This window comes from Ottowia oryzae (genome assembly GCF_003008535.1).
Lineage (GTDB): Bacteria > Pseudomonadota > Gammaproteobacteria > Burkholderiales > Burkholderiaceae_C > Ottowia > Ottowia oryzae.
The window spans coordinates 1,924,555-1,937,681 of the sequence record NZ_CP027666.1 but is presented as its reverse complement, the minus strand read 5'-3'; the positions used below and the strand labels follow the sequence as shown (position 1 = coordinate 1,937,681).

The window sequence follows — 13,127 nt, the reverse complement described above, 5'->3', positions numbered from 1 at the left end:
TTGGTTGACGCCGATCAATCCTGATCAAGAATCCGCTGCCCCTCGCGATCGACGTCGTCAAACTGGCCACGGTAGATGGCCCAGGCCAGCACGCCCAGAATGACGAACACCAGCCCTACGGACAGCGGGATCAACAGATAAAGAATGTCCATGTCACGCCGCTCCGGTTGTGCCGATGTCGCGCCTGGCCAGCCGCAGTGCGTTGCCCACCACCAGCAGCGAGCTCAAGGCCATACCCAAGCCTGCCGCCCAGGGCGGCATCCAGCCGACCATGGCCATGGGTACACCCACCGCGTTGTAGGCCGCAGCCCAGGCCAGGTTCTGGCGAACGATGCGCATGGTTTTGCGCGACGTCAGGCGCGTGTCCGCGATCGCAGCCAGCCGCTCGCCCAACACCACGAAGTCGGACTGCGCGCGCGCCAGCGGCACGGCGCGCCCGAACGCAAATGACACGTGGGCGCCGGCCAGTACGGGGCCATCGTTCAGGCCATCGCCCACCATCGCGACGGTGTGCCCGGCCCGCTGCTCGGCCTGCATGAGGGCCAGCTTGTCGTCTGGCGTGCAGGCGCCGCGCACCTGCGCAATACCCGCCATGGCCCCCAGCGCTTGCGCCGCCGCGGGTGAATCACCAGAAAGCAGCTGAACCCGCACCCCGTCGGCCTCCAGCGCCTGCACGGTGGCCAGCGCGTCGTCGCGCAGATCTTCGTGAAAAACGAAAGTGGCCAGCCAGCCCTGGCTGTCAGACAAATGGCTTACAGGCCCCTCGGCCGCTGCCGCTGCGTCGCGCACCCGGGCATCCTGACCAACGTCGCAGAAGGCGGATGAGCCCAATCGCACGCTCTGCCACGCGCCCGCCAGCTCGGCCGAAGCGCGCACGCCCTGGCCTGCGACTTCGGTGACATCGCGCACCGGTACGGCAATGGGCGCGCCGCCCAGGTCAATCTGCGCTTCGGCGGCACGCACCAGCGCGCGCGACACCGGGTGCAGGCTGCCTTTGGCCAGTTGCGCCGCCAACACCATCACCTCCGTTTGCGCAGCCCCTTCGCGCAGGCGGATGTGCTTCAAGACAAATGCGTCGCGCGTGAGGGTGCCGGTCTTGTCGAAGACCAGGGTATCCACCTCGGCCAGCGTTTCCAGCCCCTGCAGGCGGCGCACCAGCACGCCGTTGCGCGCCAGCGCCCCAGCGCTGGCCAGCATGGCCGCAGGCGTCGCCAACGACAAAGCGCAGGGGCACGTCACCACCAGAATCGCGACGGCGATCATCAGCGCATGGCCCGGATCGCTGGGCCACCAGTAGGCACAGGCCACCGCCGCTGCCACCAGCACCAGCACCAGAAACGGCTTGGCCATGCGGTCCGCCAGCTGCGCCAGTTGCGGTTTGCTGACGGAAGCCTGTTCCATCAACGACACGATCTGCGCATACCGCGTGTCGCCGCCGATGCGCAAAACCTTCACTTCCACCGGGGCAGCCAGGTTGTGGCTGCCAGCAATCACCTGATCGCCGTCCCGGCGGGCCACGGGGGTGGATTCGCCGGTCAGCAGCGCCTCGTCCACCGAGGTATGGCCGCGCAACACCACGCCGTCGGCCGGAAAGGCCTCGCCCGGCAAGACCAGCAGCACGTCGCCCACGCGCACGCGCCGCGTCACCACGCGCTCCCATTCGCCGCTGGCAGAAAGCCGCTGAACGCTCTCGGGCAGGCGGTGCATCAATGCTTCGAGTGCGCCGGCCGTGCGGTCGCGCATGCGCAACTCCAGCCAGCGCCCGGTCAGCAGGAAAAAGACAAACATGGTGAGCGAGTCAAAGTACACCTCGCGCCCAAACAATCCACCCGGTTCGAACGTGCCCAGCGAGCTGACCACGAAGGAGATGCCCATGCCCAGCGCCACCGGCAAATCCATGCTGATCGAACGCTGGCGCAAATCACGCAACGCATTGGCAAAGAACGGCCGGCAAGAAAAAAGCACCACGGGCAGCGAAAGCACCCACTGCGCCCAGCGCAAGAGGTTGACCAGATCGGGGGCGATATCGCCCGGCGCGGCGAAGTACGTCGGCGCGGCGTACATCATGACCTGCATCATGCAGACACCGGCCACGCCCAGGCGCCAGAGCATCTTGCGGGTTTCGGCCTGGCGGCGCGCGCTGGCGAAGGCGTCGTGGGCGGGCAGCGGGCGGTAGCCTGTGCGCTGCACCGCGCGCATCCAGGCGGAAGGGCGCGTGCCCTGCTCGTCCCAGACGATGCGGCCGCGGTGGCTGGCCGCGCTGACATCGGCCTCCAGCACGCCGGGGGTGGCGCGCAGTGCCTGCTCGATGGTGCCGGCGCAGGCGGCGCAATGCATGCCTTCAAACACCACCGTCGATTCCCAGCGGCCAGGGCCGACGGGTTGCGCCGTGGCGGCCCCGCCGCTGGCCTGGGTGTCGCCCAGAGGGCGGCTGAATTCGAGCCACGTGTCGCGCTCGTCCAGCAGTGTGAAATCGTCCGGCGCCCGTGGCGCGGGCGACGCCAAGCCGCCCGCGGGAGCGTCAACCCGCGTCAGTGGAGGAACAATCGCACTGGCGCCCTGCATAACAGAAGCGACTCTAACCATGCCGCCCGCCGCCGGGCTTGACCTATGTCAAGCACAGCACCATCGTCAGGAGAGTATGGTTTCAGGCTGAGCGGCACTGTCGCGTGCCAAAGCAGGCCCAACCAAGGAAGAAAAACCATGTACCAACGCATTCTGGTGGCCACCGATGGCTCCAAGCTGTCCACCAAGGCCGTCAACAGCGCCATCGAACTGGCCGCGCTGGCCGGCGCCGAGTTGATCGCGCTGAAGGTGATTCCGCGCTACCCGCAAAGCTATTTCGAAGGCTCGGTGCCGCTGTCGGCCGAAGACGTGGCGCGGGTAGAACAGAAATGGAGTGACGACGGCCGCAGCGTGGTCGATGCGGTCAAGGCCGCGGGCGAGGCGCAGGGCGTGAAAGTGAAGGCGATCCTGGCCAAGTCGGACGTGGTGTCCGACGCGCTGATCGCCGCCGCCAAGAAGCACAAGGCCGATTTGATCGTAATGGCGTCGCACGGCCGCAAGGGCGTCAAACGCCTGCTGCTGGGCAGCGAAACCCAGCAGGTGCTGACCCATTCCGAAATCCCGGTGCTGGTGCTGCGCTGAGGGCCCGCCGCCCTTCGCTATGACAAACATAGCTGCCAGCGCTTGTAGGTAGGGCGCTGGCGGGCGATTTGACTTGCTTTTTTAAGCCAGCTGTTTCTGGATGGCTTGGCGCTGCACTGCGCCGCCCTTTGCCCTTTCCTCCGGTCTGCGATGAGACATGCGCTCCGCCGCCGTAGGTAAGCCGAAACGCGCGAAAGCCGCAGATTCACTGACAGGCACAGCCCCAAAACGCGAACGGCCAGCTATCTATTGCATAGCTGGCCGCGCTGATTGCGCCTAGGCTAGAGGCGCCAAAGACCAGGAAATTGGCGGTATCGCTCAGCGCGGAACCGCGCTGCCGATAGGGTCTTGCGTGGGGTCTGGGTTGCGCTCAGCCGGTGCCGGCTGGTACGACTGGCCCGTCAATGCCGCGGGCCGCACCGAAGCCGGTGCGGGCACGTAGCCAGCCAGCCCGTCGCGCAGGCCCATCTCCAGGCGGTCCACCCGCGCGTGCAGGTCGCGGTTGTGGTTCTCCACGGCTTGCACCAGGCGGGACACTTCGGCGTCCACCGGGCGGTCGCGCAGGCCCATTTCAGCGCGGTCCACACGCGACAGCATTTCGCGCGTCTGCATTGCCACCGAGTCGGTCAGGCGCGTCATTTCCTTGTCCAGATGCGCGCGCAGATCGGTAAAGCGCGATGCCTCGGCCTTGTCGGCCAGCTCGCGCTGGGCGGCCAGTTCCTTGGCGTGGCGGCGCGTTTCCACCAGCACCGTACCCTGGGTGTAGGCAACCATGGCGACAAACACCACCGACAGCGCGGCCATCAGGCCCAGCAGCACCAGGCCGAGCGGCGCGCGAATTTCGGTGAAGCCCAGGTTCAGGTCGGTGGGCGTGTTCATGGCCGCCCAGTTCAGGCCGACGAAGGCCAAGACGGCAATGCCAATAATGAGCAGTAACAAGGATTTCAAGGACATCCGTCTTCCCTTCTCGCTGGACGTGTCTGGTCGTGGGGGCGCGCGCTGTCGCTGCGAACCTGCTTAGCTGCCGAGTTTAGCCCCCTGCCCGGCCCCGCTTTGTCAGCGAAGGCCCCCAATCGTCATGGCGTGCCGGTGGTGAACAAGCCCTTGTGCTGGTCGCGCAGCAGGTTCTTCTGCACCTTGCCCATGGTGTTGCGCGGCAGTTCGGGCGCGATGAAGCAGCGCTTGGGAACCTTGAAGTTGGCCAGCTTGGCCTTCAGCGCGGCCATCAGCGCCTCGCCATCCAGCTGGGCGCCGGGTTTGGCGATGACCACCGCCACGCCCACTTCGCCGAAATCCGGGTGCGGCACGCCGACGACGGCACTTTCGGCCACGCCGGGCATGTCGTTCAGGTAGCCCTCGATCTCGGCCGGGTACACGTTGTAGCCGCCGCTGATGATCAAGTCCTTGCTGCGCCCGACGATGGTGACGTAGCCGCGCTCGTCCTGCAGGCCCACGTCGCCGGTCTTGAAGAAACCGTCGGCGGTGAATTCTTCCTGGGTCTTCTCCGGCATGCGCCAGTAGCCCGCAAACACGTTGGGCCCGGCCACCTGCACGCCGCCGATGTCGCCCGGCGGCAGCGCCTGCCCGTCGTCACCCTGGATGCGCACCTGCACGCCCGGCAGCGGAAAGCCCACCGTGCCGCCCCGCCGCTCGGACTGGCCGCCGTAGCGCGCGTCGGCCTGGTAGGGGTTAGAGGTCAGCATGATCGTCTCGCTCATGCCATAGCGCTCCAGAATGGTGTGGCCGGTGCGCTCGCGCCAGGTGTTGAAGGTCTCGATCAGCAGCGGCGCCGATCCGCTGATGAACAGGCGCATCTTTGCCGGCGGTTCGCGCGTCAGCGCAGCATCGGCCAGCATGCGCACGTACAGCGTGGGCACGCCCATGAAGACGGTGGCGCGCGGCAGGTCGGCAATCACCTTTTTCGGGTCGAACTTGCCGTGCCACAGCATGGTGCTGCCGTTCAGCAGCGCGCCGTGGATGGCCACGAACAGGCCATGCACGTGGAAGATGGGCAGCGCGTGGATCAGCACGTCGCCGCGCCCCTGCGGGCCGCCGGTCTGCGTCCAGCCCCAGTAGTCTTTCAGCATCGCCGCGTTCGACAGCAGGTTGCCGTGCGACAGCATGGCGCCCTTGCTGCGCCCGGTGGTGCCGCTGGTGTACAGGATGGCGGCCAGGTCGTCCGCCTGCCGCGCCACCGGCGCCTGCTGGTCGCTGCAATGGGCGGCGCGCTCCAGCAGGCTGCCGGTGCGGTCGTCGTTCAGCGTGAAGACGTGACGCGTGCCCGCCTTGAAAGCAATCTGGCTGACCCACGGAAAGTGCGCCCCGCTGCACACCACCACCGCCGGTTCGGCGTTGCCGATGAAGTATTCGATCTCGGCGCTCTGGTAGGCGGTGTTCAGCGGCAAAAAGGCAAAGCCCGCGCGCAGCGTGGCCAGGTACAGCACCATCGCTTCCACCGACTTTTCCACCTGCACGGCCACGCGCGGCGGCACGCCGTCGCTTGACTTCGGAATGTCCAGCGACTGCAGCAGGTTGGCCATCATGGCGGTGGCGCGGTCCAGGTCGCGCCAGGAATAGCGCAGGCCTTCGTCCGTTTCGACGGCCAGGGCGTCCAGGTCGGCGGGAAAGGCGTTGCGCAGGGCGACAAACAGGTTCTGGTTGCTCATCTCGGTTGGCGTATTTAGCGGGGTGATGAAAGGCGCGGCGCTAAAAGCGGGCGCGGCGCTTGGTCAAAAAGGCGTCAATGCCCTCGCGGTGCTCTGGGCTGTCGGCGTAGTCGTAGGCGCCTTCTACTATCAATTGCATAGCTGCTGGCGCTGTTGCAGCTTGCGCTGGCGGCCATTTCAATGCCCTGAGCGTTTGTTTGTTCAAGCGCGCCGCCTGGGGGCTGAGCATGGCGATGCGCTCGGCGCGGGCGCGTGCGTGCGCAGCCAGCTCTGGCGCGGGCAGCACGGCTTGCAGAAAGCCGCGCTGGCGCAGCTCGGCGGCGTCTAGCACGGCGGCCTCCAGCAGCATTTCGCGCGCGGTGGCCTCGCCCAAGGCACCCGCCACCAGCGCGGCTTCGCGCGGCGCCATCGGAAAGCCCAGCTTGGCGATCGGTGCGCCAAAGCGTGCCGATTCGGCCGCCACCCGGATGTCGCACGCGCTGGCGATTTCCACGCCGGCGCCCATGCAGTTGCCCTCGATGGCGGCGACGATGGGCACGTCGCAGTCGATCACCGCCTGCAAACCGCCCCACACCTCGTCTTCGTGAAAGGCGCGCAGGCGTTCACGGTCGAAGCGAAACGCCGGGTATTCGGCGATGTCCCCGCCCGCACAAAAATGCCCGTCGGCCCCGCGCAGCAGCACGCAGCGCCAGCGCCCGCTGTTCAAAGCATCTGCCTGAATCGCCCGGAAAACCTCGGCCAGCTCGCGCCACATGGCGCGCGACATGGCGTTGTACTTGCCAGGGTGATTCAGCTCCACAACGGCGATGGCGCCGTCCTCCATTAACCGCACTTCACCTGCCACGGGCACCGGCCCTCCTTGCTTGCGTCGGGGCCGTCACTCCAGCTTGGCCCCCGACAGTTTGACAACCTGCGCCCATTTTCCGATCTCGGTGTGGATCAGCTTGGCGAACCGCTCGCCCGACACGTTGGGAAAGTCGGCGCCCTGGCCGGCCCACACGGTTTTGGATTCTGACTCCTGGCAGGCCTTGCGGATCGCCTCGATGGCGCCCGCCTGCGCGTCGGCCGGCGTGCCCTTGGGCGCCCAGATGCCGTACCAGGTGTGCACATCGTAGGCGGGCAGGCCCACTTCAGCGGCGCAGGGCACGTCCGGAATGGCGGGGTTGCGCTGGCTGCCCGCCACCATCAGCGCCTTGATGCGCCCACCCTTGATGTGGCCCGCCGAAGAGCCCAGGCCGTCGAAGTTCATGTCGACATTGCCCGCTATCAGATCTTGCAGTGCCGGGCCGGCGCCGCGGTAAGGGATGTGGGTGATGAAGGTCTTGGTCTGCTGCTTGAACAACTCACCTGCCAGGTGGTGCACCGATCCGGCACCGGCGGACGCGTAGTTCAGCTTGCCGGGGTTCTTGCGGATCAGCTCGATGAACTCCTGGTAGCTGCCCGTGTTCGCCCGCTTGGCGTTGACCACCAGCACCTGCGGCACGCTGGCCACCTGGATCAGCGGGACGAAGTCTTTCTCGATGTCGTAGTCCAGCCTGGGGTACATGCTGGGCGCCACCACGTGGTGCGCCCCGCCCATGAACAGGTTGTGCCCATCGGCCGGCAGCCGGGCCGCCACCGACGCGCCCAGCGTGCCACCGGCCCCGCCGCGGTTGTCGATCACCAGCGTCTTGCCGGTGAGCTTGGAAAACTGCGTGGCCAGGGGCCGGGCAAAGGCGTCGGTACCGCCGCCCGCCGGAAAGGGCACCACCAAATTGACCGGCTTGGCGGGCCAGCTGGATTGGGCGCGGGCGGCCCAAGGCGCGGCGACGGCGGCACTGGCGCCCGCCAGCAGGACGTGGCGACGGCGAATGCGGGGGTTCATGCGGCTTGTCTCCTGTCGTGCGGCGCACTGAACGCGCGCCATTTTTTGATCGTCGCCCCCCGCGCGCTGTGCGCGCCGAAAGGCTACGAATCAATCTAACAGGCTTTGCACCGCGCCCGATACAGGTATTTTTCCCCGTGCCAACGCGGCGCGGTGCTTGTCCAGGCGCTTGAGGTCGTACAGGTAATTCACCATCAGGCCGTACGACTGCTTGACGCCCTTGGCAGACGGGTCGCCCAGCCAGTTGATGCGCTCTACCCGCGCGCCGTTGCCCAGGTGAAAGCGCGCCACCGCGTCCAGCGGGCGATCGCCGGGTGCCAGCTCGGGCGCAAGGTAGCGCGCGGCCGCGCCTTGCAGCCAGCGCGCCAGGGGCGACTTTTCGTCCAGCTCCTTGGGTTTGTCCAGCGCCGCCAGCAGCGCTGCGCTGGTCAGCCCCGATGTGCCCAGCTGCTTGTCGATAGCCTGGCGCGTGCGCGCGGGCGTGGCGGCCCACAGCGCCTCTGCCTGCTTGCCCAGCCAGCCGCGCAAGCCCGGAATGGGCGACAGCGTGGCGAATTCCTTGAGCTGCGAAAACTCGGCGCGCAGGGTTTCGACCACGCGCTTGATCAGCGAATCGCCAAAACCCACGCCCTTGAGGCCCTGCTGCGTGTTGCTGATGGAATAGAAGATGGCGGTGCTGGCCTTGCCTAAGTCGGCCGCATCGGCGCTTTCGTCCAGCAGCGGCGGCATGCTGCTGGCCAGGCCCTGCAGCAGCGCCACTTCGACAAAGATCAGCGGCTCGCCGGGCAGGCGGGGGTGAAAGAAGCCGTAGCAGCGCCGGTCTTCGTCCAGGCGGTTCTTGGCGTCGGCCCAGCTGGTGACGTCGTGCACCGCTTCGTACTTGATCAGCTTTTCGACCAGCGCGGCGGGCGACTGCCAGCTGATGCGCTGCAAGTTCAGAAAGGCCACGTCGAACCAGGTGGAAAACAGCGCCTCCAGCTCGGCGTCCAGCGCGACCAGGCGCTTGTCGCTCTTGAGGTGCGGCAACAGCTCGGCACGCATGTCGAGCAGAAAGCGCAGCCCTTGCGGGAAGGCGGCAAAGCGCTGCAGCAGCCGCGTACGAGGCGACACGTAGGCGCGGCGCAGGCGCACTTCGGCCTCGGCCTCGCCGGGCGTGCCCAAGGCGACTTCGTAGTCGCGCCGGGCTTCGTCCAGCGCGCTGACGTCGGGGGCGAACTGCTCGCTCATCAGCAGCCAGCAGTCGCGCCGCTCTTCGGGCGAGGCGCCGGCGTACCAACTCGCCACCCCGGCGGCGCGGCGGCCGCCTTCGACATCGCTGACAGCCGGGTCGTTGACGGCCTGCAGCTCGCCCAGCGTGCGGCGCAGCACCCAGGGCGACAGCGCTTCATGCCGCCGCCCCAGCAGCGCGCCCAGGCGTTCACGCATGGTGCGGGCGGTGGCGCCTTCGCCCGCCGCATCGGATTTCACTACATTATTCATAGCTTCTCCCGCTTGCTGCACCAGCGCCAAAGGCCAATTTGGCTTAAAAGATCAGTTAGGCTGGCCACCCATCGCCAAGGGCGGCTGCGGGCGGCGCGTGGCCCACACCCACAGCACCGCGCCAGCGACGATCATCGGAACGCACAGCCACTGGCCCATGCTCATGCCCAGCGCCAGCAGGCCCAGGTAGGCGTCGGGCTGCCTGAAGTATTCGGCGATGAAGCGGAAAGCGCCATAGCCCACCAAAAACGCCCCACTGACTTGTCCGGTCTTGCGCGGGTGGCGCGCGTATAGCCACAGCAGCACGAACAGCAGCACGCCTTCCAGCAAGAACTGGTAGATCTGCGAAGGGTGACGCGGCGGGTTGGTGCCATCGGGCAGCGCCGCGCCCGGAAAGACCATGGCCCAGGGCAGCGACGGGTCGGCCAGGCGGCCCCACAGCTCGCCATTGATGAAGTTGCCCACGCGCCCCGACGCCAGGCCCAGCGGCACGCAGGGGGCAATCAGGTCGGTGACTTGCAGCCAGGGGCGCCCGGTGCGGCGCGCCCACAGCATCATGGCGATGATCACGCCCAGCATGCCGCCATGAAAGCTCATCCCGCCTTGCCACACGGCGAACACTTCCAGCGGGTGGCTCGCGTAATAGCTGGGCTTGTAGAACAGGCAGTAGCCCAGGCGCCCGCCCAGGATGACGCCCATCACGCCCCAGAACAGCAAGTCTTCGATGTCGCGCCGCGTCCAGGGCGCGGGCTGCGTGATGCTGGCATAGGGCTCATGCTTCAGGCGGCGCGTGGCCAGCAGGAAGAACAGCCCAAAAGCCACCAGGTAGGTCAGGCCGTACCAGTGGACGGCCAGTGGGCCCAGGCGAATGGCGATGGGGTCGATTTGGGGGTACATCAGCATGGCGCCGATTGTGCCTGTGCGAAATGGCGGGCGCATGGCCTTGGGCTTGGCGGTAGCCACCGCGGCAGGGCCGCGTGGGCGCGCAGGCGATTCCCGTTCGGGCGGCGCGGCGATGGCGTTGCAGGCACGCCGTCGCGCGTCGCGGGACGGAGCGGAGCCATCGTCGAGCCGTAAGCCCCGGCGGCGCAGCACCCTCCGCAGCGGCTTCACCCTTCGACCAAAAAGCAAAAAGCCGCCCGCAGGCGGCTTTCTTGTTCCGATGGCCCGTGCGGCGATCAGTCCAGCAGGCTGGCGTCGCGCACGGCACCTTTGTCGGCTGACGTGACGAGCTTGGCGTAGGCCTTCAAGGCAGTAGAAACCTTGCGCGGGCGCGGCAGGGTGGGCTTCCAGCCCTTGGCATCTTGCTCGGCGCGGCGCTGGGCCAGCTCTTCATCGCTGAGCAGCACGTTGATCGTGCGGTTGGGGATGTCGATGCGGATGCGGTCGCCGTTGCGCACCAGGCCAATCGCGCCGCCGGCGGCGGCCTCAGGCGAGCAATGGCCGATCGACAGGCCCGACGTACCGCCCGAAAAGCGCCCGTCGGTCAGCAGCGCGCAGACCTTGCCCAGGCCCTTGGACTTGATGTAGCTGGTGGGGTAGAGCATTTCCTGCATGCCCGGGCCGCCCTTGGGGCCCTCGTAGCGCACCACGACCACGTCGCCAGCCTTGACCTTGTCGGCCAGGATGTTTTCAACCGCCTCGTCCTGCGATTCGACCACGTGGGCCGGCCCCTCAAACACCAGGATCGAATCGTCCACGCCAGCGGTTTTCACCACGCAGCCGTCCAGCGCAATGTTGCCGTGCAGCACGGCCAGGCCGCCTTCCTTGCTGAAGGCGTGGTCGTACGAACGGATGCAGCCTTCCTGGCGGTCGGTGTCCAGGCTGGGCCAGCGCGTGTTCTGGCTGAACGCCACCTGCGTGGGAATACCCGCGGGGCCGGCCATGTAGAAGGTCTTGACGGCCTCGTCCACCGGGCCAGTCACGTCCCATTGGGCCAGCGCGTCCTTCATGGTGCGCGCGTGCACCGTGGGCACGTCGGTGTGCAGCTTGCCGGCGCGGTCCAGCTCGCCCAGGATGGCCATGATGCCGCCTGCGCGGTGCACGTCTTCGATGTGGTACTTGTTGGTGTTGGGCGCCACCTTGCATAGCTGCGGCACCGCGCGCGAAAGACGGTCGATGTCCTTCATCGTGAAGTCGATGCCCGCCTCTTGCGCGATGGCCAGCAGATGCAGGATGGTGTTGGTGGAGCCGCCCATGGCGATGTCCAGCGTCATCGCGTTCTCAAACGCCTTGAAGCCCACGGCGCGCGGCAGCACGCTGGCGTCTTCCTGCTCGTAGTAACGCTGGCACAGCTCAACCGCCAGGCGGCCGGCGCGCTTGAACAGCTGCTCGCGGTCGGCGTGCGTGGCCACCACCGTGCCGTTGCCCGGCAGCGCCAGACCCAGCGCCTCGGCCAGGCAGTTCATCGAGTTGGCGGTGAACATGCCCGAGCAAGAGCCGCAGGTCGGGCAGGCAGAGCGCTCTACCTCGGCCACCTCGGCGTCGCTGACCTTGCTGTCGGCGGCCATCACCATGGCGTCGATCAAATCCAGCTTCTTGATCTGGATGGTTTTCTCGCCGCCCTGCCCCGGCACCGCCAGGCGCACCTTGCCGGCTTCCATCGGGCCGCCAGAGACGAAAACCACAGGAATGTTCAGGCGCATGGCGGCCATCAGCATGCCGGGGGTGATCTTGTCGCAGTTGCTGATGCAGACCATGGCGTCGGCGCAGTGGGCGTTGACCATGTATTCGACCGAATCGGCGATCACCTCGCGACTGGGCAGCGAATACAGCATGCCGTCATGGCCCATGGCGATGCCGTCGTCCACGGCGATGGTGTTGAATTCCTTCGCCACGCCGCCAGCGGCCTCGATTTCACGCGCAACCAGCTGGCCCAGGTCCTTCAAATGGACGTGGCCAGGCACGAACTGCGTGAACGAGTTCACCACCGCAATGATGGGCTTGGAGAAATCACCGTCTTTCATGCCGGTGGCGCGCCACAGGGAACGCGCACCCGCCATGTTGCGGCCGGCGGTGGAGGTCTTGGAACGGTAGGCAGGCATCGTGGTCAGGGAAATCGGGGTGAGACAGGCACACGTCGCTTCGGCGTGCGTGCTGACCCGCATCCCATGCGGCCAATCCACACGGCGCAGCTAGGGCTGCGGTTCACCTGGGATTATGGACGACCTGCGCGCGCGGCGCTGGGCCTTGGCGGCTGCAGCGCTGTGTCGGGAAAGGTGGGGGTTGGCGACCGCGGCCGCACGGCGCCGTCAGCGGCGACGGGCGTCGCGCGGCTTTTGGCCGATGGCCTCGAGGTGGCGGTTGATCCGGTCCTGCTTGCGCTGGTCGTCACGCTCCATCGCCTTGCGCTTGGTGTAGCCCGACCAATCGGCCCAGGTCCACCAAACCACGGCCAGCGCGAAGGGCGCCAGCACCGTCCACCAGGACCATTCGGCCACGGGGCCGATTTCCTGCCATTTCAGGAGCAACAAAACGATGCCCAAGCCCAAAAAGTACATGGTATTCCTCTAACCGCACCGGGCGGGCCGGTCAACCTCGCCGCCTACAATGACGTTGATTGACTGTAGCGCAACTACCCGCGATGGAGAACCGACGATGAAGCGTATTGTGATGACTATTGCCACCTTGGCTGCGGTGACCGCGGTCGCGCCAGCCATGGCTGACGAAGCGATGGCCAAAGCGAAGAACTGCATGGCCTGCCACGCGGTGGACAAGAAGCTCGTGGGCCCTGCCTACAAAGATGTGGCCGCCAAATACGGCAAGGAGGCCGGCGCGGTAGACAAGCTGGCCGCTAAGATCCAGAAAGGCGGCTCGGGCGTGTGGGGCGCCGTGCCCATGCCGCCCAACGCCAACGTCAGCCCGGCGGAGGCGAAAGCCCTGGCCACCTGGATCCTGTCGCTCAAGTAAACGACTGGCATCCCGCAAAAAAACCCGCCGCTGGCGGGTTTTTTGTTGAGGCGTCGAGGCGA

12 protein-coding genes are annotated in these 13,127 nt (G+C 66.9%); 2 read left to right on the top strand and 10 right to left on the bottom strand.

Translation table 11 applies throughout. The annotated features are described in order from the left end of the window. Positions 1 to 14 precede the first annotated feature (14 nt). Positions 15 to 152: a cbb3-type cytochrome oxidase assembly protein CcoS gene (gene ccoS / locus C6570_RS09005; protein WP_106702901.1), complete on the bottom strand. Its 138-nt coding sequence runs from the start codon at positions 150 to 152 to the stop codon at positions 15 to 17. Position 153: 1 nt separating this feature from the next. Beyond that, positions 154 to 2,586: a heavy metal translocating P-type ATPase gene (locus C6570_RS09000; RefSeq protein WP_425437914.1), complete on the bottom strand. Its 2,433-nt coding sequence runs from the start codon at positions 2,584 to 2,586 to the stop codon at positions 154 to 156. 117 nt (positions 2,587 to 2,703) lie between these two features. Here C6570_RS09000 and C6570_RS08995 point away from each other — a divergent pair, with 117 nt between their 5' ends. Then, positions 2,704 to 3,147: a universal stress protein gene (locus C6570_RS08995; protein WP_106702899.1), complete on the top strand. Its 444-nt coding sequence runs from the start codon at positions 2,704 to 2,706 to the stop codon at positions 3,145 to 3,147. 318 nt (positions 3,148 to 3,465) lie between these two features. Here the strand turns inward: C6570_RS08995 and C6570_RS08990 are convergent, their stop codons facing one another. From C6570_RS08990 to C6570_RS08955, 8 genes are all read right to left on the bottom strand, one after another. After that, positions 3,466 to 4,101: a LapA family protein gene (locus tag C6570_RS08990; RefSeq protein ID WP_123812240.1), complete on the bottom strand. Its 636-nt coding sequence runs from the start codon at positions 4,099 to 4,101 to the stop codon at positions 3,466 to 3,468. 122 nt (positions 4,102 to 4,223) lie between these two features. Further along, complete coding sequence (locus C6570_RS08985; RefSeq protein ID WP_106702897.1) at positions 4,224 to 5,813, bottom strand: malonate--CoA ligase; 1,590 nt, start codon at positions 5,811 to 5,813, stop codon at positions 4,224 to 4,226. A 40-nt stretch (positions 5,814 to 5,853) separates the two neighbouring features. Further along, the gene (locus C6570_RS08980; protein ID WP_245896453.1) at positions 5,854 to 6,657 is read right to left on the bottom strand and encodes an enoyl-CoA hydratase/isomerase family protein; all 804 of its coding nucleotides are present in this window, start codon (positions 6,655 to 6,657) and stop codon (positions 5,854 to 5,856) included. A 33-nt stretch (positions 6,658 to 6,690) separates the two neighbouring features. After that, a complete protein-coding gene (locus C6570_RS08975) occupies positions 6,691 to 7,677 on the bottom strand; it encodes a Bug family tripartite tricarboxylate transporter substrate binding protein (protein WP_106702895.1) in 987 nt (328 codons plus the stop codon). A gap of 90 nt (positions 7,678 to 7,767) precedes the next feature. After that, entirely contained in the window at positions 7,768 to 9,156 is a 1,389-nt protein-coding gene (locus tag C6570_RS08970) for a malonyl-CoA decarboxylase (RefSeq protein ID WP_106704609.1), read from the bottom strand. Between the two features lie 51 nt (positions 9,157 to 9,207). Then, positions 9,208 to 10,059 (bottom strand): prolipoprotein diacylglyceryl transferase, encoded by an 852-nt coding sequence (lgt, locus tag C6570_RS08965; RefSeq protein WP_106704608.1) that lies wholly within the window; start codon positions 10,057 to 10,059, stop codon positions 9,208 to 9,210. Positions 10,060 to 10,334: 275 nt separating this feature from the next. Then, positions 10,335 to 12,200, bottom strand: coding sequence for a dihydroxy-acid dehydratase (gene ilvD / locus C6570_RS08960; protein ID WP_106702894.1), 1,866 nt, complete (start codon positions 12,198 to 12,200; stop codon positions 10,335 to 10,337). A 207-nt stretch (positions 12,201 to 12,407) separates the two neighbouring features. Continuing rightward, positions 12,408 to 12,656, bottom strand: coding sequence for a TIGR04438 family Trp-rich protein (locus C6570_RS08955; protein ID WP_106702893.1), 249 nt, complete (start codon positions 12,654 to 12,656; stop codon positions 12,408 to 12,410). A 97-nt stretch (positions 12,657 to 12,753) separates the two neighbouring features. Here C6570_RS08955 and C6570_RS08950 point away from each other — a divergent pair, with 97 nt between their 5' ends. Further along, positions 12,754 to 13,065: a c-type cytochrome gene (locus C6570_RS08950; RefSeq protein WP_106702892.1), complete on the top strand. Its 312-nt coding sequence runs from the start codon at positions 12,754 to 12,756 to the stop codon at positions 13,063 to 13,065. Positions 13,066 to 13,127: the final 62 nt, after the last annotated feature.

What these genes read in the sequence shown, in the direction of transcription:
- C6570_RS08990 (WP_123812240.1), bottom strand. Translation starts at nt 4,101, where the DNA reads ATGTCCTTGAAATCCTTGTTACTGCTCATTATTGGCATTGCCGTCTTG.
- ccoS (WP_106702901.1), bottom strand. Translation starts at nt 152, where the DNA reads ATGGACATTCTTTATCTGTTGATCCCGCTGTCCGTAGGGCTGGTGTTC.
- C6570_RS08950 (WP_106702892.1), top strand. Translation starts at nt 12,754, where the DNA reads ATGAAGCGTATTGTGATGACTATTGCCACCTTGGCTGCGGTGACCGCG.
- lgt (WP_106704608.1), bottom strand. Translation starts at nt 10,059, where the DNA reads ATGCTGATGTACCCCCAAATCGACCCCATCGCCATTCGCCTGGGCCCA.
- C6570_RS08955 (WP_106702893.1), bottom strand. Translation starts at nt 12,656, where the DNA reads ATGTACTTTTTGGGCTTGGGCATCGTTTTGTTGCTCCTGAAATGGCAG.
- C6570_RS08975 (WP_106702895.1), bottom strand. Translation starts at nt 7,677, where the DNA reads ATGAACCCCCGCATTCGCCGTCGCCACGTCCTGCTGGCGGGCGCCAGT.
- ilvD (WP_106702894.1), bottom strand. Translation starts at nt 12,200, where the DNA reads ATGCCTGCCTACCGTTCCAAGACCTCCACCGCCGGCCGCAACATGGCG.
- C6570_RS08985 (WP_106702897.1), bottom strand. Translation starts at nt 5,813, where the DNA reads ATGAGCAACCAGAACCTGTTTGTCGCCCTGCGCAACGCCTTTCCCGCC.
- C6570_RS08970 (WP_106704609.1), bottom strand. Translation starts at nt 9,156, where the DNA reads ATGAATAATGTAGTGAAATCCGATGCGGCGGGCGAAGGCGCCACCGCC.
- C6570_RS09000 (WP_425437914.1), bottom strand. Translation starts at nt 2,586, where the DNA reads ATGGTTAGAGTCGCTTCTGTTATGCAGGGCGCCAGTGCGATTGTTCCT.
- C6570_RS08995 (WP_106702899.1), top strand. Translation starts at nt 2,704, where the DNA reads ATGTACCAACGCATTCTGGTGGCCACCGATGGCTCCAAGCTGTCCACC.